The 21,474-nt window shown below is 60.2% G+C and carries 16 protein-coding genes; 13 read left to right on the forward strand and 3 right to left on the reverse strand.

What is annotated here, in order from left to right; all coding sequences use genetic code 11:
• Positions 1 to 204: 204 nt before the first annotated feature.
• From KF814_00285 to KF814_00315, 7 genes are read left to right on the forward strand one after another with little or no spacing between them, the layout of a single operon-like run.
• Entirely contained in the window at positions 205 to 1,872 is a 1,668-nt protein-coding gene (locus KF814_00285) for an ATP-binding protein (protein MBX3234559.1), read from the forward strand.
• Entirely contained in the window at positions 1,869 to 2,240 is a 372-nt protein-coding gene (locus KF814_00290; protein MBX3234560.1) for a hypothetical protein, read from the forward strand. Before KF814_00285 ends, KF814_00290 begins: the two co-directional genes overlap by 4 nt.
• The gene (locus tag KF814_00295) at positions 2,237 to 5,638 is read left to right on the forward strand and encodes a DUF4157 domain-containing protein (protein ID MBX3234561.1); all 3,402 of its coding nucleotides are present in this window, start codon (positions 2,237 to 2,239) and stop codon (positions 5,636 to 5,638) included. The genes KF814_00290 and KF814_00295 overlap by 4 nt, the downstream gene beginning before the upstream one ends.
• Positions 5,635 to 6,294: a hypothetical protein gene (locus tag KF814_00300; GenBank protein ID MBX3234562.1), complete on the forward strand. Its 660-nt coding sequence runs from the start codon at positions 5,635 to 5,637 to the stop codon at positions 6,292 to 6,294. The genes KF814_00295 and KF814_00300 overlap by 4 nt, the downstream gene beginning before the upstream one ends.
• A complete protein-coding gene (locus KF814_00305) occupies positions 6,267 to 6,614 on the forward strand; it encodes a LysM domain-containing protein (protein MBX3234563.1) in 348 nt (115 codons plus the stop codon). Before KF814_00300 ends, KF814_00305 begins: the two co-directional genes overlap by 28 nt.
• Entirely contained in the window at positions 6,607 to 7,734 is a 1,128-nt protein-coding gene (locus KF814_00310) for a hypothetical protein (protein MBX3234564.1), read from the forward strand. Before KF814_00305 ends, KF814_00310 begins: the two co-directional genes overlap by 8 nt.
• Positions 7,731 to 8,258, forward strand: coding sequence for a baseplate assembly protein (locus KF814_00315; protein ID MBX3234565.1), 528 nt, complete (start codon positions 7,731 to 7,733; stop codon positions 8,256 to 8,258). The genes KF814_00310 and KF814_00315 overlap by 4 nt, the downstream gene beginning before the upstream one ends.
• Positions 8,259 to 8,322: 64 nt before the next feature.
• On the opposite strand, the gene KF814_00320 is transcribed toward KF814_00315, so the two are convergent.
• Entirely contained in the window at positions 8,323 to 8,607 is a 285-nt protein-coding gene (locus KF814_00320; protein MBX3234566.1) for a hypothetical protein, read from the reverse strand.
• A 17-nt stretch (positions 8,608 to 8,624) separates the two neighbouring features.
• On the opposite strand from KF814_00320, the gene KF814_00325 reads away from it, so the two are divergent.
• The 6 genes from KF814_00325 to KF814_00350 are packed head-to-tail and all read left to right on the forward strand — an operon-like array spanning position 8,625 to position 20,310.
• A complete protein-coding gene (locus KF814_00325; GenBank protein MBX3234567.1) occupies positions 8,625 to 8,981 on the forward strand; it encodes a GPW/gp25 family protein in 357 nt (118 codons plus the stop codon).
• Positions 8,981 to 11,422 carry a putative baseplate assembly protein gene (locus KF814_00330; protein MBX3234568.1) on the forward strand — a complete coding sequence of 814 codons (2,442 nt, stop codon included), beginning with the start codon at positions 8,981 to 8,983 and terminating at the stop codon, positions 11,420 to 11,422. The genes KF814_00325 and KF814_00330 overlap by 1 nt, the downstream gene beginning before the upstream one ends.
• On the forward strand, positions 11,419 to 14,406 hold the full coding sequence (locus tag KF814_00335; protein ID MBX3234569.1) for a putative baseplate assembly protein: 2,988 nt from the start codon (positions 11,419 to 11,421) through the stop codon (positions 14,404 to 14,406). Before KF814_00330 ends, KF814_00335 begins: the two co-directional genes overlap by 4 nt.
• Positions 14,403 to 16,637 (forward strand): hypothetical protein, encoded by a 2,235-nt coding sequence (locus KF814_00340; protein MBX3234570.1) that lies wholly within the window; start codon positions 14,403 to 14,405, stop codon positions 16,635 to 16,637. The genes KF814_00335 and KF814_00340 overlap by 4 nt, the downstream gene beginning before the upstream one ends.
• A gap of 39 nt (positions 16,638 to 16,676) precedes the next feature.
• Entirely contained in the window at positions 16,677 to 19,964 is a 3,288-nt protein-coding gene (locus KF814_00345) for a right-handed parallel beta-helix repeat-containing protein (GenBank protein ID MBX3234571.1), read from the forward strand.
• Between the two features lie 25 nt (positions 19,965 to 19,989).
• The gene (locus KF814_00350) at positions 19,990 to 20,310 is read left to right on the forward strand and encodes a hypothetical protein (protein MBX3234572.1); all 321 of its coding nucleotides are present in this window, start codon (positions 19,990 to 19,992) and stop codon (positions 20,308 to 20,310) included.
• 167 nt (positions 20,311 to 20,477) lie between these two features.
• On the opposite strand, the gene KF814_00355 is transcribed toward KF814_00350, so the two are convergent.
• Both KF814_00355 and KF814_00360 read right to left on the reverse strand, forming a co-directional pair.
• Positions 20,478 to 20,873 carry a translation initiation factor gene (locus KF814_00355; protein MBX3234573.1) on the reverse strand — a complete coding sequence of 132 codons (396 nt, stop codon included), beginning with the start codon at positions 20,871 to 20,873 and terminating at the stop codon, positions 20,478 to 20,480.
• Between the two features lie 36 nt (positions 20,874 to 20,909).
• The gene (locus tag KF814_00360; protein MBX3234574.1) at positions 20,910 to 21,470 is read right to left on the reverse strand and encodes a YaeQ family protein; all 561 of its coding nucleotides are present in this window, start codon (positions 21,468 to 21,470) and stop codon (positions 20,910 to 20,912) included.
• Between the last annotated feature and the right edge of the window lie 4 nt (positions 21,471 to 21,474).

The following is a 21,474-nucleotide window of genomic DNA, read 5'->3' on the forward strand; positions in this document are numbered from 1 at the left end:
GCGACGCCGCCTGTGCGACGGCTGATCGTTCCGGTGTCGTTGGCCGAGTCCGACGATAGCGGATCCGAACCTGCTGCGTTGGACCGGCTCTGTTCCGTGTTCGGTCTTAGCGCGTTTGAACGAGCCGTTCTCTTGCTGTGCGCAGGAGTGGAACTTTGCCCTGACTTTCCGGCTTTGTGCTCGGCGGCGAACGGCGATCAGCGGATGGCCCATGCCACCTTGTCGCTGGCGCTGGCCGCCTTTGCCGAGCCGGAGTGGAGCGCGCTGACGCCGTCGTCCACGTTGAGGCGATGGCGGCTGATCGAAGTGGGCGGGGGAGAGCGGTTGATGTCCAACCCGCTACGGATCGACGAGCGCGTGCTCCATTTTCTGTCCGGGGTCTCGTACCTGGACGAGCGGCTGCAGGGCTTGGTCGAACCTTGCCCGGCGCCTGGGGAGTTGCCTGAGTCTCAGCGCGTTGCCGTGGTGCGTGTTGCCGAGGCATGGTCGGGCAACACACAACTCGGCGGAGTGCAGGTCATTCAGCTTTGCGGCAATGACGCGGCCGGGAAGCGGGCGGTGGCCGCTGTTGCTTGCGCGGCTATGGGAATGCAATTGCGCGCGGTTCGAACCGCGGATCTTCCCTCCGGTTCTTCCGAGCGCGATGTTCTCGCGCGGCTGTGGGAACGTGAGGCGCTTCTCTCGGACTGCGCGCTGCTGCTTGACGAGGAAGACGGCGCTGCGAGCGAAAGCGGGCGCGGGATTGTGTCGTTCATTGAATCGGCGCAAGCGTTCCTGTTTGTCGCGAGCCGCGAACCGCTGCGCTCGCGAAGGCGGGCGATCGTCCGCCTCGAAGTGAACAGGCCGAGTGCGGGCGAGCAGAAAGCGATCTGGAGGCGCGCGCTTGGAGAAGCCGCCGACCAGCTAAACGGAAACCTCGACCTGGTCTCGACGCAATTCAACCTCAGCCTTCATTCAATCAACGCAGCGAGCGAAGAGGCGCTCCGGCAGTGGCGGCATGGTCCTGACCGCGAGTTCGGCCGTGTGTTGTGGGAAGCATGCAGGCGCCAGTCGAGGCCAAAGCTCGATGACCTGGCTCAGCGCATTCATCCCGCCGCCACGTGGGACGATCTAATTGTGCCTGAGGCTCAGCTTCAAGTTCTGCGCGGCATTGCCGCGCACGTCCGGTGGCGGGCGCTTGTTTATGACGGCTGGGGTTTCGCCGCAAAGGGCGCGCGCGGCCTTGGCATCTGTGCCTTGTTCTCCGGGGCGAGCGGAACCGGCAAGACCATGGCCGCCGAAGTCCTTGCGAATGAATTGCGGCTCGATCTGTACCGCATTGACTTGAGCGCGATGGTCAGCAAGTACATCGGCGAAACCGAAAAGAATTTGCGGCGCGTGTTCGATGCGGCAGAGGAGGGCGGCGCGATTCTCTTATTCGACGAAGCGGACGCGTTGTTCGGAAAGCGGAGCGAAGTCAAAGACAGCCACGACCGCTATGCGAATATCGAAGTGAGCTATTTATTGCAAAGGATCGAAGCATATCGGGGGCTTGCGGTACTGACCAGTAATCTCAAGAACTCGCTCGATCAGGCATTCATACGGCGGATTCGCTTCATCGTGCACTTCCCATTCCCGGATACCGCGCAGCGCATCGAGATCTGGCGCCGGATCTTCCCGTCGGGCGCGCCTATGGAGCAGTTGAGCCTCGAGAAGCTGGCGCGGCTCAATCTCACGGGCGGGAGCATTCGCAATCTGGCCCTCAACGCTGCGTTTCTTGCGGCCGACGCCGGCGAGCCGGTAGGGATGAAGCATCTGCTGGCGGCGGCTCAGTGCGAGTACACCAAGCTTGAGAAGCCGTTGAGCGAGGCGGAAGTCGGTGGCTGGGTATGACACAAGGCTCTGGCGGGGGCATGAATCGGAACAGTTCAAACGGGTTGTCTGGCATCCGTCCGCTGGTGAGACCCGCGGCAGGCCTCATTGCGAAACCGGTGGAGACTGGGCCTTCTCCGCGGCGATCGATAGAGGTTCACATTGAGGAGCTGGTGTTGCACGGTTTCTCTCAAGCGGACCGGCGCCCCATCGCCGACGCGGTTGAACGCGAGTTGTCGTCTTTGTTCCTTCGAGAGGGCCTGCCCGCCGACCGGTCATTTGAGATCGAACGCATGAACGGCGGGACTTTTCGAGTGGACGAAAAGGACCGGGAAGGGTCCACGGGCAAAGGGGCAGCGCGCGCGATTTACGGAGGCTTGAGTCGATGAGCATGAAAGCGGCTCCAGAAGCCAAGGCCCCGGCGCCGGTCGCTGCGCGCTCCTTCACGCCTGCGCGTACGCCGCAATTGCAACGCAAGTGCGCGTGCGGGGGCGGGTCTGGCGGTGGGTGCGAGGAGTGCACGGGGAAGAAGTCGCCGCTGCAACGGAGCGCGGCGGGGCCTTCGGTCTCGAGTGTGCCGCCCATCGTCAACCGGGTGCTCAGCTCGCCCGGGCAGTCACTTGATGCGGGTACGCGTTCTTTCATGGAGTCACGCTTTGGCCACGACTTCGGGGAAGTGCGCATTCACTCAGATGCACAGGCTGCTGAGTCCGCTCGTGCGGTGAGCGCGCATGCTTACACCGTGGGACAGGACGTCGTGTTTGCGCACGGCCAATACGCGCCTGAAACGAATCGGGGCAGAAATCTCTTGGCCCATGAGTTGGCGCACACGATACAGCAACGCGGGTTGCAACGCTCCAGCAGCGGGATCACTAGCGAACGCGACGCGGAGTATCAGCGTCTCGAGCATGAAGCAGACAGTGCGGCCGCGGCAGTTATGCATGGCGAGCCAATCAGCCTCGACCGTTCGGCAAGCCGCCCAACGCTCTCGCGAGCAGACCACGGGACGCAAGAAGGTACCATCAAGCCTGCAAAGAGCACGACGCCCAAATCGAAGACGAGTTCCTTGGGCCTTCACTTGGTCACTCCGACAGAAGTCTTCACAAAGGCCGTCGAGGGGGCGGAGAAAGCCATTGAGGAATTCAACGTAGACAAGTTCTACATACCCGCGACCAAGGGGCCAAAGGCGGCCCCGATCTACCTCAGCATGGCAGGGAAAGGCTTGGAGACGACCGTCGAGATTCAGGGAACCGGCAAGACCAAGACCGCGCTTTGGCAACTTCGGCCACAGACAGACGACCTGCGCGATATCTGGCTCGAAAAGGTTGGATGGGCCAAGTCGACCGCCGACGATCTGTGGGAGCGATCCGGCGGCGACAAAACCTTCCCTCAGGTCGGCGGCAAGACTTGCCAGATGGATCACATCGTGGAGCTGCAAATTGGCGGCAGCAATGTCCCGCAGAACATTCAACCGCTCGACGCGGCGCAGAACCAATCAAGCGGCGGTGCCATAAAGGGGGAACTGCAGACGCTGGCCCTGGCCATATCAAACGACAGTACACTCTCCAGCGGAGGCGCACAACAGATCAAGCTGAGGTTCCAGGACGTAACGCAAGTCGGGACTCCGGAGAAGTTGCCGGCCTCGTGTCCGGCCAAGGTGCCAACGCGAACATGCCTGGCGGTCGAAGACTGCGCCACCAAGCTGAAGGTCGAGAAAAGCGAAACCGGAGCGGTCACTGTCGCGCGAGCCGACTATCCAGTCACCGCTGGCGGACGGCCGCCTACGAACCTGAAGGTTCCAGTCACTTTCGCCACGCGGGCGACCGAAATAGTGTTGATTGAAACCGACTCACAAAACGCAAGCGCCGCGACGCTGATTCCGGGGTTGCTGCTGACCAACCTTGCTCACCGAAAGGGGACGACGACGAAGCCCGATGCTATTGAGGCGCGGATCGACGACAGAGACAAGACCCGTTTGCCTATATCTATCGATCCGAGTGCAAAGCCGCTCCACCTGAACGTCGCCACTGACGGAAACCTCACCCTGAACCCGGCCGACAAGAAGGGCGGGATTGCGTTCACCTATAAATATCTCAGCCCTGGAACAATCAGGGAGATCGGCTTCGATGAGTCAGGCGAGACGTCTTGGAAAGGTACCATCAGGCCGTCCATTCCGTTCCTGGGAGACCTGGACATCGAATATTCTAAGAACTCTCTGGTGGTCACGAAGGGTCTCGACGAAGCAACACTACAACAGCGTTCGATTCTGGGCATGCACTTAACAAAGGCCAAGATCCAGCTTCAGCTTGCGCCTCAGTTTAGACCGGAGGGCGTCGTCGAGGCGCAGTTGGGTTCGGGTGATGCACCGATCGCCAAGGCCTCGCTCAAGGTCAGTGCCGACTCCATCGGTCTGATCGCAGCCGGACAGCTCAAGGTCAACATACCGAAGATGCAGACGGCCGAGGCCAACGTTTCCTATAAGGGCGGTGAGGGCCGCGACGAGTGGAAGACGGACATCCATATCAAGAGTGAGGACATCAACCTCGGTTCCTCGGTGGCTGTGAGCGGCGGGTTTCACGGTTTCATCGAAAAAGGCGACATCAAGTTCGCCGGCAAAATCAACGCCACGTTCCCCGGTGACAACACCGCCGAGCTCGGTCTGGCAAAAGGCGGGGATGGATGGGTGCTGTTTGGCGGCGGCACCTTTCATTTTCCAAACCTCGACCCCACGACCGTCTCCGTGCAGTACTTCCTCGCCAAGGACCGGCTGGTTGCCACCGGCAAGACCGGCTTCAAAATTCCTGCGATCGGGTTGGGTGGTCGACTGGACGAGCTTACATTCACGATCGCCAAAGACCAGCCGGTCAAGGTCCACGGAAAGGGCCGGTTGATCATCAAGAAGGGTAAAGCGGAAGGCCGCGTCGATGTCGAACTTCACCCCAACGGCAAATTCACCGGCAAAGGCAGCCTGAGTTACAAGATCAAAGAGAACATCATCGTCACCGGCACCGTCGAGCTGAACGAAAATGAAAAGCTCCGCGTCACCGGCGAGTTGTTGATTACTCGCTACGAGATATTCCAACGATACGGAGACAAGAAAGACCTCTTCACCCTCGACGCCCCGGTTCCAATCCCTGGGGTGTCGATAGGTACGACCGGTCTGGTGTTTCATATTCGAGGCGGCGTCGGTGTGGCGTACAGCTTCGGGCCTGGCGCACTCGAACCGCTCAAGTTCTCGTCAGGCTTTGACCCCCTTGAGGATGATCCGGATCTCGACTTGACCGTCACCGGTTCGGTTAAGGTCCCCGCATCCGCAACGCTTTCGACCTGGATCAGCGGCAGCCTCTCGGTTCAGGTCGACGTTCTCGTCGGAAGCGCCGGCGCAGAAGGCGGACTCGAGTTGCGCGGCGACCTGATCTTGAGCGCGGGAGCGTTCGCCAACTTCGACGCGGCGTACAAGAAGAAACGGCTGACGGCAAAGCTCGTTGCAGGCATCGATACCCAGCTTCTCCTCGGGTTGAGTCTGACCGCGTTTGCCAGAGCGTGGGCCGGAGCTTTCGGCATCAGCGGTGAGGCAAGAAAAGACTGGACGCTTGCAAAGAAGACGATTGATACGCATATCGGGTTTTTCATCAGCGCGCCTTTCGAATACGCCGATGACACGGGAGTCAAACTACCCGAGTTCAAAGACATTACGCTCAAGAAACCGGAGATCACCACCGACAATCTCAAGCGCATCCTCGGCGAACTGTTCGACTCGGCATCTCCGAAGGAGATCCACAAGTGAGCAGCTTCCCGGGTTCACCTCAATTGCTAAAAGCGGGATTGATATTGCTGGATCCCGACAGCGGAGCTGTGCAGCGGATCATCACGTTGCAATACAACCCTGAGACGCTCACCCGCACTCTGGCCGTACAAGCCGTCGGCAGCGACACTGCGGATCGTTCGCAGGCACTGAGACTCAAGGGGCCGCCCGTCGAAACGATCAAACTTGAAGCCTCCATCGACGCCACCGATCAGCTCGAGTTCCCAGACCAGAACCAAACGACGACCGCGCTTGGGATCCGCCCGCAGCTTGCGGCGATCGAAACGCTCGTTTACCCGCCCAGCAGCCTGCTTCAGTCGAACAACCAACTCGCGCAGATGGGCACGCTGGAAATCGTGCCGATGCAAGCGCCGCTCGTTCTCTTTTCGCTTGGCCGAAACTATCTGGTGCCGGTTCGCATCACCGATTGCTCGATCGTCGAGGAAGCCTACGACCCGAACCTCAATCCGACCCTTGCCAAGGTTTCGCTTGGTCTTCGCGTGTTGAGCATCGACGACCTGGACTTCGCTTCCAAAGGTGCCAGCCTGTTCCTGATCTATCAACAGCAGAAGGAGCGATTCGCCGGGCATGCCGCCGTCGGAGCGCTTGGATCACTCGGATTGGGAGGCATACCGTGAGAAAAGATCTGTTCACCGTCACAAGCCGGTACTACACGGTCGAAACAGCCCAACTGACTTCGGCTGGCGGAAAAACGATCGCGTATCTGCGGCGGCGGCGCGTGCCTCAGCCCGACGACTTCATTACCTTGCAGGACCACCGCGTTACCGAAGGAGACCGGCTCGACAACATCACCGCTCAGTATCTGGGCGATCCGGAGCAGTTCTGGCGCTTGTGCGACGCCAACAACGCGATGGAGCCGGAAGAGCTGACCGAGCACGTGGGGGCGGTAATCCGAATCACGCTGCCTGAAGGGATCCCCGGGAACAGCGATGCTTAAAGGAGTCTATCTCACATTGCTGGTAGGGCCGACGGTGCCGGTGCCGGTACCAAGGGAAGTGGTCGACGCGCTGGCCGGCGTTCAGGTCACGGCGGCGGCAGGGCAGAGGAGCGGCTTTCAACTGACATTTACGCTGACGAATAGGTCGCCCCTTCAAACAGCTTTCCTGCTGATGGCGGGGCAGACACCGCTGCTTCGCGTGATCATCGTCGTCACGATAAACGGACTGCCCCAAGTGTTGATGGATGGTGTTCTGACTCACACCGAAGTAAGCCCGGGCGCAAAACCCGGCCAGTCCACGTTGACGGTCACCGGCGAGGATTTGACCAGGGTGATGGATCTTAAGGACTTGAGCGGCATGATTCCATATCCGGCGATGCCGCCTGAAGCGCGCGTGGCGTCGATCGTCGCAAAATACGCCGTGTTCGGAATGATTCCACTTGTAATTCCGAGCCTATTCACCGACGTGCCGATTCCCGTCGAACGCATTCCGGCCCAGCAAGGCACCGACCTGAAGTATGTCGAGCAACTGGCGTCGCAGGTGGGCTACGTATTCTACGTAGATCCCGGCCCCGTGCCGGGCACCAACACCGCTTACTGGGGCCCCGAAATCAAATTCGGAGTGCCTCAACCGGCGCTCAACTTCGACATGGATGCGCATACAAACGTGGAGTCGCTGAGCTTCAAATTCAAGAGCACCGAGTACACGCTGCCTATCGTCTTCATTCAGAATCAAGTGACGCACTTTCCGATTCCGATTCCGATTCCGCCGCTCAACCCGCTTCAGCCCCCGCTTGGGGTGATACCGCCGCTGCCGACCAGCGTCACGGTGCTTCGCGACACGGCCAAGCTCTCGCCTATGCAGGCGATCAGCCGAGGATTGAAGGTAGCCGGCGAAGCGCAAGACGCGGTTACCGGCACCGGCACGCTTGACGTGCTTCGATATGGGCGGCTGCTTCAAGCGCGCAAGTTGGTCGGCGTGCGAGGCGCTGGGACGGCGTATGACGGTCTCTACTACGTCAAGAGTGTTACGACCAATCTGAAACGCAATGAGATCAAACAATCATTCAATCTGACCAGAAACGGTCTGGTTTCGATAAGCCCGGTGGTTCCGACATGACAGAAACAGAAAAACTACCAAACAAGTTTTACGGCAAGTATCGCGGAACGGTACTCGCCAACGTCGATCCGATGCAATTGGGCCGGCTGCAAGTTCAGGTACCTGACGTGGCAGGACTGGTGCCGACAAGCTGGGCGATGCCTTGCTTCCCGTTGTCGGGAAAGCAAATGGGAATGTGGGCGATCCCGCAGATCGGCGCGGGCGTGTGGGTCGAATTCGAGCAGGGCAATCCGGACTATCCGATCTGGAGCGGATGCTGGTTCGGCTCCGCCGCCGAAGTGCCCGCTTTGGCGTTGACCGCACCGCCGCCCTTATCGGACATCGTGCTGCAGACGGCGACACAGAATACTCTGCTGTTGAGCGATCTGCCAGGACCTACCGGCGGGATTCTGCTCAAGACCTCGACGGGCGCGCTCATTTCAATCAACGATGTCGGGATCACCATTTCAAACGGCAAGGGCGCGACGATTGTCATGACGGGACCCACGGTGACTGTCAATGGGGGTGCGCTGGTTGTGGTTTGAGTAGTGTTTGCATTCCGTGGATGAGGAGGACGGCGATGCCCGGATTCATACTTCACATCGGTGCTCAAGTGATGTGCTCGCATGCAGGACAAGCGCAGCCGACGGTGCCAAACCCTCGCGTGACGGTTAGTGGCCAGCCGACGGTTGCAATCTCGAGCCCATACGTGGTCGCGGGTTGCGCATTGCCGCCGCCGCCCGCTGCCAACGGTCCCTGCGTGACCGCGCAATTTGTCACGGCGTCGACAAGGGTCACATCGAACGGACAACCGCTGTTGTTGCTGGACAGCCAGGCGATATGTACTCCGACCGCCACGCCGTTGATCGTGACGATGACCCAAACGAGAGCCACCGCGATGTGAGGATGAAATGAACGTCGACTACCCGTTTCACATCGACGAGCGAGGCCGGACCGCCGAAGCCTCCGACGAAGAGCACATTCGCGACATGATCGAGCAGATTCTGTTCACGTCTCCGGGCGAGCGGGTCAACCGGCCGACCTTCGGCAGCGGGGTCATGCAACTCGTCTTCGCGCCCAACAGCGATGCGCTTGCGGCGGCGACTCAACTGTCGGTTCAGGGCGCACTCCAACAGTGGCTCGGTGACGTGATTCAAGTCGAGGACGTGAAGGTGAGCAGCAAAGACTCGAAGCTGCTGGTCCTGATTCAGTACGTGATCCGCCGCAGCCAGGAGCGGCGCGTGACGCAGTTCTCAAGAGCGATCTGATGGCCACACAGTACTGCTGCAAGAACGAGGAGCGGCGCCGGCTGGTCGGCGCTACCGAAGACGCCCAGGGCAATCCCATTCAGCCCAAACTCAACGGGATCGACTACCTGGAAGTCGCTTCAGCCGACCAGCGCACCCTCAAGGTGTTCTTCTTGCACAATCTGCCGGGCCAGCCCAATGCGGTTCCGCCGGCCGCATCGGCGCTGGCGAAGGAGAATGTGGCAATCGAAGGCGGCGTGCGCATACGGGGCATCGACGTCGATTCAATATCCGTATCCAACAATATTCTGAGCGTCAAGGTAAGCCAGGCGGGCGACTTCTCAATCTACACGCTGCGGATCATGACCACGCCGACAAGTCCCGATCCGCCGGCCGGTTTTGATCCTCAACTCTCAGCCGTGGACTTTTCGTTCAAGGTCGCCTGTCCGAGCGCTTTCGACTGCGAGCAAACCGCGGTTTGCCCGACGCCGCATTTTGCTGAACCGGAGATCAACTATCTCGCAAAGGACTATTCGAGCTTCCGCCGCCTGGTTCTGGACCGACTGAGCGTGTTGATGCCCGATTGGCGCGAGCGCAACGCGGCTGACGCGCAAGTCGCCCTAGTCGAAATGATGGCTTACGTCGGCGACCACCTCAGCTATTTCCAGGATGCGGTGGCCGCAGAGGCCTACCTCGGAACCGCCCGGCGCCGAGTCTCAGTTAGACGACACGCGCGCTTGCTCGACTATCTCATTCACGACGGAGCAAACGGGCGAACGTGGATTACCTTCGAAGTCACACTTGGCGGCGGTGCCGATGGAAAAACGCTTCCGACAGGAAGCATGGTGTTATCGCGCGGCTCGACGGCTGAAACATCCGTCAGGACCGCGGATATACACCAAGCGCTTGCCGAGCAGCCGGTTGTGTTCGAGACCATGCACAACCTGGCATTGAACGCCGTTCACAATTCCATCTCGTTCTACACGTGGAGCGACCGAGAGTGTTGCCTGCCAAGAGGAGCAACGCGCGCGACGCTTGTGGACAACGGGCTCACCATGACCGTAGGCGACGTCTTAATCTTCGAGGAGGTGATGAGCCCGACAACGGGGCTGGCTGCGGATCTCGACCTCTCGCATCGCTGCGCCATACGCTTGAAGGCGATCACCAAGCGAACTGACCCGCTTGATGGGATCGCGGTCGCCGACATCGAATGGGACCCGCAGGATGCATTGCCGTTTCCGCTCTGCCTGACGGCCCTGGTGCTGGACGAGACCGGCACGCCGCTCGTGAGGGAGATAAGCGTTGCCAGGGGCAATGTCGCACTTGCCGATCACGGACTGACGCTGGCCGGCGAGGGCCTCATTCCCGCCGAAGTGCCCCACAAAGGCAACTATCGCCCCCGTCTCCAGGGAAAGAACATCACGTGTCGGGTCGCGTACGATGATGCGCTGGCGCGGTCCGAGCCTGCTTCGGTAGCGCTCACGCAAGACGTGCGGCAGGCGTTACCGGTCGTTATGTTGAACGATGGAGACGAGGACTGGACGGCACGCCGCGATTTACTGAACAGCGACCGCTTCGCCGCCGATTTCGTCGTCGAGACCGAGCGCGACTCGACAGCGTACTTGCGATTTGGCGACGGAGTATCCGCAGGCCAGAAGCCCGACGGCGGGACTAAATTTGTCGCGACTTATCGCGTCGGCAACGGGCGCGCGGGAAACGTCGGCGCTGAAGCCATCGCTCGAATCGTTTCAGACTTGAAGGGTTTTCAGCGAGTCCGAAATCCACTGTCTGCCCAGGGCGGTGCGGACGCGGAAACCATGGAAGAGGTGCGCCAGTTTGCTCCGCAGGCGTTTCGAACGCAACAGCGCGCGGTCACCGAAGGGGATTGGGCCGAGGTAGCGGCCCGCCATCCTGAAGTGCAAAAGGCGGCCGCGACGTTCCGCTGGACCGGAAGTTGGTACACCGTGTTCATCACCATCGATCGCGCGGGGGGACTTTCGGCTGCGGGCGATCCACAATTTAAAGCGGAGGTCGAGAGCTTCCTGGAGCAGTTCAGGGTGGCCGGTTACGACCTCGAGATCAACGATCCGGTACCGGTGCCTCTGGATATCCTGCTGAAAGTTTGCGTCAAGGCCGGCTATTTCCGAAGCGACGTCAAGCAGACGCTGTTGACTATTTTCAGTCGCTACGATCTGCCGGGCGGAGGTCGAGCGTTCTTTCATCCCGACAACTTCACGTTCGGCCAGCCGGTGTATTTGAGCACAATCTATCAAACAGCGCTGAAGGTCGCAGGGGTCGCCTCGGTTGAAGCAATGAGATTTCAACGTTGGAGCAAGCTTCCCAACAAGGAACTCCAGAACGGCAGGCTCGTGCCGGCTTCGCTCGAAATCATTCGGCTCGACAACGACCCTAACTTTCCTGAAAACGGACGGATCGATTTTGAGATGCACGGGGGACTATGAGCAACGCTGACGACAAACTGGACGAATGCGGATGCTGCGAAGGTGTCCAGGAGCTGACGCCTGGCCCGGTTGAGAATCTGCCTGGCCTGTCGGCGCTTGCGTATCGCGTCGGCACGCACGGCGCCTTCAAAGCGACGATGAAAGCGGCGTTGGCGCGACAGGCGGCGCTTGGCGAGTTGACGACTCGCGACGACGACGATCCGGCGGTCGCGATGCTGGACGGCTGGGCAACTATTCTCGACGTATTGAGCTTTTATCAAGAGCGGATCGCGAATGAAGGCTACCTTCGCACCGCGACCGAACGGCGCTCGCTTTTAGAGATGGCCCGCAGCATCGGCTACGAACTGCGGCCGGGTGTCGCAGCGGGGACTTTCTTGGCGTTCACGCTCGAAACGGCGCCGGGCGCGCCGCTGTCGGCACAGATACCAGTCGGGACCAAAGCGCAGAGCACTCCGGCTCAGGGGGAAGCTCCACAGATCTTCGAAACGACGGAAGAGATCGAGGGCTTCGCGGCCTGGAACGAGTTGAAGCCGAAACAAACGGAATCGGTGCCGCCGAGTCAAGGATTGAAGACCCTTTATTTGAAGGGCACGTCAACGAATCTGAAGGTGGGCGATGCGGTGCTGATTATCGGCGACGAGCGCGCCGCCGATCCGGGAAACGAGAACTGGGACTTCAGGCGATTGACCAGCGTGACCCCGGTCATACCCGCCGGTTCGGTTGATCCGGACAAAACCTACACGATCATCAGTCTGGACCAGGGACTCGGCTCGTTTATTCCGCTCGTCGAGCCGACGACGAAGAATCCGAGGATCTTCGCCTTGCGTCGGCGGGCGTCGCTCTTTGGCTACAACGCTCCCGACTGGCGCGCGATGCCGAACAGCTTGAAGGCGAGCTATCTCGGTTTTGATCCGGCGGCGCCGAACTTGAACGATCTGCTTAAACCTTACACAAACTGGCCCGACTTCACCATCGCTGCGGTTTCCGATCCTCCGCCGCGCAGCGCGCTCGGCACCGGACTGTATGGCGAGTATTTCAATACCATCGATTTCAAGGACCGCAAGGCCACGCGCACCGATACGACGATCAATTTTGATTTCGGCGCCGGTTCGCCGATTGCCGGCGTCGGGAGCGACAACTTCTCGATTCGCTGGACCGGATGGGTTCAACCGAAGGCGTCGGGCCCCTATTCATTCCACGCGCTCTCTGACGACGGCGTCCGCCTCTGGGTAGACGGCAAATTGATCATCGATCAGTGGCACGATCAAGGTGCTACCGAGAACACAAGCATGTCCGCCGTGACAATGACCGCAGGAAGAAAATACGACATCAAGCTGGAATACTATGAGCATACCGGCCTCGCCGTGATCAAACTGTCGTGGTCGGCCCCTGGCCTGGCCAAAGAAATCATTCCCTCCAATCACCTCTATCCTCGCGACATCCACGACGTCCATCTGGATGCGATCTACTCACAGATTCTTGCGGGAAGCTGGGTTGTGTTGTCGATTCCGGAATATCAAGAGGCGTACAGGGTAAAGGAATCAGCGGAAGACGCTCGCTCGAATTTCACTCTCAGCGCCAAGACGACGCGCCTGACGCTGCAAGGCGAGCAGCTACGCGAGCTGTTCAACGAAAGGATCCGAGACACGATAGTCTTCTCGCAGAGCGAAGAGCTCGAATGGGGCGAGCGTCCGATTCCCGAACCGGTAACCGGCACCGAGGTCTTATTGAATTCGGAGGTCGGCGGTTTGGCGCCGGACCAACTCGTCGCCATAGCCGGAAAGGACAGCGCAACCGAGGAGCACGTTGCCGAGATCGCCACGATAGACCGCGTCGAACAACAGGGGAAACTGACGAGACTTGTCCTCAAATCGGCTCTGGAACACAGTTACGATCGGACGAGCGCGGTGATCAACGCCAACGTTGCGCGCGCGACGCACGGCGACACCAAAGAAGAAATTCTCGGAAGCGGCGACGGATCAAAACCCTTTCAAACGTTTCAGCTCAAGCAGAAGCCCCTCACCTTTGTCTCAGCAGCTACGGCAAGCGGTGCGGAGACCACGCTCGAAGTTCGCGTCGACGACATACTCTGGCACGAGAAGCCCGACTTCTTTCAGCTCCCTTCCACCGAGCGGACCTACGTCACCAGGATTGCCGACGGAGGGAAGGTCACCGTTCAATTCGGCGACGGAAGAACAGGGGCCCGAGTGCCGACCGGGACCGAGAATGTTTCGGCGAGGTATCGCGTCGGCATCGGCATGAGTGGGATGCTTGCCGCCGATCAGATCAATCAATTGATGAGTCGCCCGCTCGGCTTAAGGTCGGTTACTAATCCGCGCGCTCCTACCGGTGCCGAAGACCCCGAGCAACCGGACCAGGCGCGCCAGAACGCCCCGCTTACTGTCGTAACGTTGGACAGGATCGTGTCGCTTCAGGACTTCGAAGACTTTGCGCGGGCATTTGCAGGAATCGGCAAGGCACAAGCCACGTGGCTGTGGGACGGTGAAAAGCGCCTCGTGCATGTGACGATCGCCGGCGTCGAAGGAGGCGACGTCCCGCGAACATCTGACCCCTTTAACAATCTCTCATCTGCCATCGACAACTCACGACACGCCGATCAGCGAGTGAGAATCGATCCCTACACGCCGCTGTTATTTGACGTCGAGGCGAAGCTGCTGATAGCCCCCGACTACCTCTTTGCCGACGTCAAGGGCGCGGTCGAAAAGGCGCTAGTCGAAGCGTTTTCTTTTGACCACCGTTCGTTTGGCCAGGCCATCACCGCCAGCGAGGTCATTGGTGTAGCGCAAGGAGTCGACGGGGTCGTCGCAATCGATCTCGATAGGCTGTACTTCGACGGCAGCAGCGCGACTTCGAACCAGCGGCTTCCTGCGAACATCGCGCACTGGGAAGCGAATCAGCTGAAGCCGGCTGAGCTGCTCACGATCAACGCGAGCGGAATCAAGCTCATGGAGATGACAGAATGAGCCTCACCGCCGAACAACTATACGAGCTCTTGCCGGCCATTTACCGGATTCGCGATCTTGAGGAGGGCGAGCCGCTAAAGGCTCTGGTCGCCGTCATCGCCGGTCAGGCGGCGGTGATGGAAGCGGACATCGCCCGCCTCTACGAAAACTGGTTTATAGAGACATGCGATGAATGGGTGGTTCCTTACATTGGGGATCTGCTGGAGGTGCGCGGCCTGCACCCGCTGGGGCCGGATGCCCCGTTCAGCCAGCGGGCGATGGTTGCGAACACCCTCCGATACCGCCGGCGCAAAGGGACGGCGACGGTGCTCGAGCAGCTTGCGCACGACACCACCGGTTGGAAGGCCCGCGCGGTCGAGTTCTTTGAACTGCTCGAGACGACTCAGCACGACAACCACGTCAGGCTCGACAACGTTCGAACGCCGGACTTGCGGCTGACGAACCAGCTTGAATTGATCGACACGCCGTTTAACGTTGCGGCGCACACCGCGGATGTGCGTAGCATCAAGCCCGGACGCGGCCGATACAACATACCAAACATCGGCCTGTTCATCTGGCGCTTGCAAAGTTATTTCGTGTCGCGATCGTCGCCGCGCGCGGAAGCGTCGCCAGCCGACGGCCGTTATACCTTCAGCCCGCTCAGACAGGATCAGCCTTTGTTCAACCGGCCGCAGACGGAAACGGAGATTACTCACCTCGCCGAAGAAATACATGTGCCCGGGTTACTGAGGCGTCGCCCGCTTTATGATGAGCTCGAAACGCGCCGCCAGGCGCTTGTCGATGGAGTCGCCCCCGTTGCGGGGTACTTCGGTTCACAGCCTGTCTTGCAAGTGTTCGTGCGAGACAATGTCGGCGACCCGGTGGTCGAGATAGCGCCGGAAGCAATATTGATCTGCAATTTGAGCGACCCGCCGGTTCCTGTGCCAGACGTCTGGCTGCGGCCCCCGGCAAGCAAGTTGTATCAACCCTCGGCCGGCGGACCAAAGCAGTCACGCACAATCAAAGTAGCCGCTGATCCGGTGCTGGGACGCCTCGCGTTTCCGAAAGGCGTAACACCCGCAGAAGTGCGAGTGAGCTACGCATATGGATTCAGCGGCGACCTGGGCGGGGGCCCTTACAACCGACGGCAGTCGGTGACTGAGATTCTGACCCGTAAGGTGACCTGGCAGGTGGGAGTCAGCAAAGAAGTCACGCCGGCTCCCGGAGAAATCTTCGACAAAGTCGCCGACGCAGTCGCCGAGTGGAACCTTCAGCCGGCGGGTACGGTCGGCGTGATTGCGATCATGGATAGCGCCACCTATGAAGAGAATCTGACCGGCGCAAATCGGATCAAGATCCCCGAAGGCAGTCAGTTGTTGATCGTCGCCGCCGGCTGGCCCGAAGTTCCGGTTCCCGGAGGACTGCCGGGACAGAAGGAGCGAATCCCCGGCCAACTCGAGCCGGATGAACGGCGGCCGCACATTCTCGGCAACGTCGCCGCGAGCGGAACCGCGGCCGCAACAAGTCAGACTCCCGGCACGCTGGGATTGAACGGTCTGCTGATCGAAGGCATGCTCACAATCGAAGGCGCGCTCAACGGCAATCTCGGATCACTCAACGTGACTCACTGCACGCTTGTGCCGGACAAGGGAGGGGTGTCGGTCGAGTCCAAGAATAATCAATTGAAGCTCACCGTCACGCGCAGCATCTGCGGACCGATCGTACTCTCCAAGTCGGTGCCTTTTCTCCGCGTCGAGGACAGCATCGTCGACGGAGCAGGGGCGGAGGCGATTTCGGCGAGCAGTACGCCGGTTGAAATCGAAAAGGTGACCGCCTTCGGACCGACACACGCGTTAAAGGTCGAAGCCGGCAATTCCATTTTTACCGGTAATCTGACTGTCGTCAGGCGCCAAACAGGCTGCGTTCGTTTTTCATACCTACCCGATGGATCAAAGACGCCGCGGCGCTTTCGATGCCAGCCCGACCTTGCACTCGAAGATGCCAAGCCCGCCGACAAGAGCACGATCAAAGCTCGACTGGTCCCGTCATTCACTTCGGAACTATATGGCAACTACGTCTACGCCCAACTCAGTCGAACGTGCGCCGTCGAGATAACTGCCGGCGCAGACGACGGATCGGAAATGGGCGCCTTCAGTTTTCTCAGGCAGCCGCAGCGCGTCAGCAATCTTGAAACGAGTCTGAATGAGTATCTGAGGTTCGGGCTCGAAGCCGGAATCATTGTTGTGACATGAACCCCGCGCGCGGCAATCGTCCTAACTAGAGGAACTATCATGAAAGCCGACACTACAAGATCAACTTTCAACAAGACCAAACACTACAACGGCGTATTGATGCAGCAGGGGCGAGTGCAGCTCGACGCCGATTGGAACGAGCAACTCGACATCACCGGACATCGAATCGAGACCGGGACGATCGACGTCATCGGACACTGCGGTGCGCCGGTGCATGATGCCGGCTTTCACATCGTCGCCAGTGCCAACGATCTGACCGCCGGAGAGAAGACGCTGCCTGAGAATGAAAACCCCCCAGCGGTGGCGTCCGGCGACCTTTTGATTTCGGGCGGGCGCTATTACGTCGACGGCATTCTTTGCGAGAACGAGCAAATAGTCGCGTACACTAAACAACCTGACTTGCCGGATGTGCAGGCTGTCGCCTCCGCGGGCACGTATTTGGCGTATATCGACGTCTGGTCGCGGCACATCACCGCGCTTGAGGACGCGTCTATTCGTGAAGTCGCGCTCGGAGGGCCTGACACCGCGACCAGGGCGAAGACCGTCTGGCAAGTGAAACTGTTCCAGGTCGGCGCGCTCGGTCTCGCCGCGAATTGCTCGACGGCATTCGCGTCGTGGGACGAGGAAATCGCGGCGGGCACCGGCAAGGTGGCGGCCCGCGCGGCGGTAAGTACACCATCCAACGACCCATGCATCGTCGCGCCGGGCGCGGGTTACCGCAGGCTGGAGAACCAGCATTATCGTGTCGAAGTCCACGAGAAAGGGAATCTAGGCGCTGCCACCTTCAAGTGGTCGCGCGACAACGGTTCCGTCGTGACCAAATGGGAATCGCAAAACGTCAATGACCTGACAGTCAGCAGCATCGGGCGCGACAACGTGCTGAGTTTCGGCAGCGGCCAGTGGGTCGAATTGATCGACGATACGATCGAGCTGTCGGGCAAGCCTGGCACCCTTGTTCAACTAGTCAAGGCCCAGGGAAATGTCCTTACAATTGACCCAGCTACGGCTACCGGCCCGACGGCTATCGCCGGCTTCCCGCGCAATCCGCGCATTCGGCGTTGGGACATGGCTGCACTGTTGAAACCCAACAATCAGAATTGGATCGATTTGGAATATGGCGTTCGGGTTCGGTTCACGACCGGAAGTTACCACACAGGCGGCTACTGGTTGATTCCCGCGCGAACCGCGACGGCCGATGTGGAATGGCCCGTTGATTCGGCAACAAATGAGCCGGCCACTCAATTACCGTTTGGAATCCAGCATCACTATTGCCGACTTGCGGTGGCCACGTTTGACGGGACGAATTGGACCACCATCAGCGATTGCCGTGACGTGTTTCCACCGCTGACCGAATTGAAGCCGGGCTGTTGCACGGTCGTGGTGCGACCGGGCGAGGACATTCAAGCCGCCCTCGATTCCTTACCGGAATCCGGCGGCTGCGTCTGCCTGAAAGTGGGCGATCACCCGATCACTGCGCCGATTCGAATCGAACGCTCCAACGTCTCCCTGCATGGTGAATCGCTGGGCGCCAGAGTCGTCCGGGCCGACGCGGCCGACGTTCTGCAGGTTCGGCACCCCAATGGCCTCGTGCTGGAACAGGTCGCCGTCAGCGGCATCACCTTTAGGGTAGCCACCAGAAAAATCGAGGACGCCGTCCTGCGTCCGATGGTGTGGGTGGACCACTGCCGCCGAGTGAAGGTCGACGGCTGCGTGCTCCATCCTGAAGCGCAAAGCCGCATCGTCGGATTGCTGGTCTCCGGCAGCGCGGACGTCCGGATCACCTCTTGCTCGATCGACCACGTCTGGTACGGCCTGTGGGCCATCGAACACACGATGGGGCTCGAGGTGACCGGCAACACCTTCGACGCCCTGAGCGGCAGGACATCGGACGCGGGGTTCATCGGCATCTTCTTGCAAGATGTGTCGCTGCCTTCGCGCATCGAACAGAACCGCGTGTTGGGCTTCATGTTCGGCATCGCCGTCAACGACGGGTTACTGAGCGGGCTGCCGTTCTCGCTCGCCGCCGGTTCAAGCATCTGCGGCAATTACATCGTCCGGCTTGGTGCTGAGTTGGAGAGCGGCACGGTGAAGGCGTTCGGGATCGACGTGGCAGCGGATGACTGCATCGTGCGCGACAACATCCTCCTGTATGACTCTTCGGAATACGGCGGCATCTGCATCTCCGGGGACAACAGCCTCGTGGAGCGCAACCATCTACGGTCGCAGGTGAAGGAAGCGGGCTCGGTGCACCCGTTGGCGATTCTGGTCGCCAACCTCGGCGCCAAGACCGGGTTGGGATCATCCGGCGGACAGATCTCCGGCAATCATCTGATCGGCGTGCAGGACGGAATCCTGCTCTATGCCAACGATGGCGCTCAAGTCACGGAGAATCGGATCGAGAGCCAGGCACAGGCAGTTCGGTTCGGCATTCTGACCGTGAACTGCATCCAGACCACCGTGCGCGGCAACCAGGTGACCAACACGGAATGGCCGATCGCCGCCAGCAACGGCACGAACCAGACCTTCGCGGAGAACCGGCTCCTGCACGGGAGCAGTGGCATCACCTGCTTCGTCCATACGTCGCTGACCTGTATCGGGAATCGGATCGAAGACATGAGCCAGTGGGGCGTAATCAGCCTCGTCGGCTTCGGTCGCTACGCGTTTGCGCACAACCGCATCCTGTCCTGCGGCTACCAGGCTACCCCGGCCATCGGTTTCGGCGCATCGCAGCTGATCGGGGAACTGGCGGTGGAATCCTGCGAGATCATGAACACCGGGGTGTCGCCGGATGACCAGACGGTCAGTACGCTCTGCTTGGGGCTCGTGGCGGACCTGGTGCTGGAAGCGCGGGTGCAGAGCAACCTCATTTCCTATGCCAATGTCGCCCTGCTCAAGGTGGACAATGAGCATCGAGCCGCTTGGCTGCGCGGATGGCTGGAGCAGGTGATTAATCTGGACGGCGGACAACTGGTGCTCGGCTTCAGCGCCCAAGTCCTCGACAACAAGTTCATCGGCCCAGGCCGATCGGCGCTCGTCGAGATCCAACAATTGCCGGTCAGCAATACGATACGCCGCCGCTTCGAGCGAGTGTTCTTCAACGATAATTTTTGCTGGCATAGGAGCGTCCCGGCGGACGACAAGGCCACGGTCTCGCTCTTCTGCCGTAGCGCCGTCGTGATGGGCAATCACATCAAGATGGTCGGGGCGATTCCCTCCGTGGATTTCCACGGCTTGAAGGATGCCGTGTATATGGGCAACATGGCGCAAAGCCGACCGATTAACTTCGGCGGCATCCCGACCCCGATTTCCGGATTCAACAAACCATAAACACGAATGTCGAAGGAGCAGGACCATGCCGACTCTGAATCAGCTGGTGGCGGAACAGGTAAAGATCATCAGCGGCGCAAAGGCCGCGCTCGAGGCGGCACAGAAGCAGCCGCCGACCACGGCGGCCACCATTGCCACGCGGGAATCGACCATTGTCGACCTCAAGACGCGCATGGCCGATCTGGCTGAGGCGAAGGCAACGATCGCGGCAAGACTCGACCGGCAAATCGCGGGATACCAAGCCCAAGTCGCAACCTTGGAGAAACAAATCGAAGAGGATAAAAAGCGGGCCGGCGAACAACCGACGGCACCTCGCACCGTGAAGCGGAAAGGGAAAGAGAAGTAGCCGATCATGGGTCGCGATCGCGAACGGCCGACATCATCGAGGGGTTCGGACCACACTCCGGCGCTGAACAGACCGGTCGCTGCACGGGAGGGGGAGAAACGTTCCAGGTGATTGCTGCCACGAACGTGGACATCCTCTGGGGAACCGAGGGGAAGTAGCGAGGCGGCCTAGCCCCCGGTGAACACCGGCCGGAAGCCCGCCTTCGTGAGGAGCCGCGCCACCGTCTCACGTTGATCTCCTTGAATTTCGATCCGGCCCTCCTTGACCGTCCCGCCGGCTCCGCAGGCCTTCTGCATCTCCTTCGCCAACCGTTCCTTTTCATCCTGCCCGATGCCGACGAATCCGCTCACGACCGTGACCGTCTTGCCGCCGCGATGGGCGGTTTGGCGCTGGATCTCGACACGGCCGCGACTTTTCGTCCCGCGTTCCTCGGATGAAGGAGGGGAGACCGATTGTGAGGATCCAGGCGCAGGGTCAGCAACGACCACATCTTTCAGCACCGCAAAGGGACTCTTCCACGGCACGGCCGCTCCGTCCGTCGGGATGCGCTTCTTCTCTTTCACATTGGCTCCTGCATACCGCCGCGCCTTGTGCTCACATCAGCCACGAGTCACACCATCCGCTGGTTTGAGAACGGTCATTTCTAGCTGTACGTTGTTCGAACCGTTCGCCAACCAGACCTGTCCTTCCTGCACCGTACATTGCAGCGTTATGTTGGGGCTCGCCAACGTCGCCAACGCCCGCGTGCCTTCCCACGGCAGGTTCATCACCGTGAGGTTGGTGAGACGGGACAGCGCAGTCTGGTGTTTGTCCCACCATTGCGCGGCGCTCCGTCCGCCATAGGCATAGACCAAGACATGGTCCGCCCGCCCGCAGGCCTGTCGTAAAATTTTCTCGTCGGGCAAACCGACCTCGGTCCACTGCTCGATGCGGCCGGTCAGGTCCTTCTTCCACAGCGCAGGCTCGTCCTCCGCGCCGATGCCACGGCCGAAAGCCAATCCATCATCCGCGTGGAGCGCGTAGGCGAGAAGACGCACCATGACCCGCTCGTCGGTTTCGGTCGGATGACGCGCGATGGTCACCGCATGGTCCCGGTAATAGGACCGATCCATGTCGGCAATCTGAAGTGTTGCTTTATATATGGTGGCAGTCAGGGCCATTGAC

This window comes from Nitrospiraceae bacterium (assembly GCA_019637075.1).
Classification (GTDB): Bacteria; Nitrospirota; Nitrospiria; order Nitrospirales; family Nitrospiraceae; genus JAHBWI01.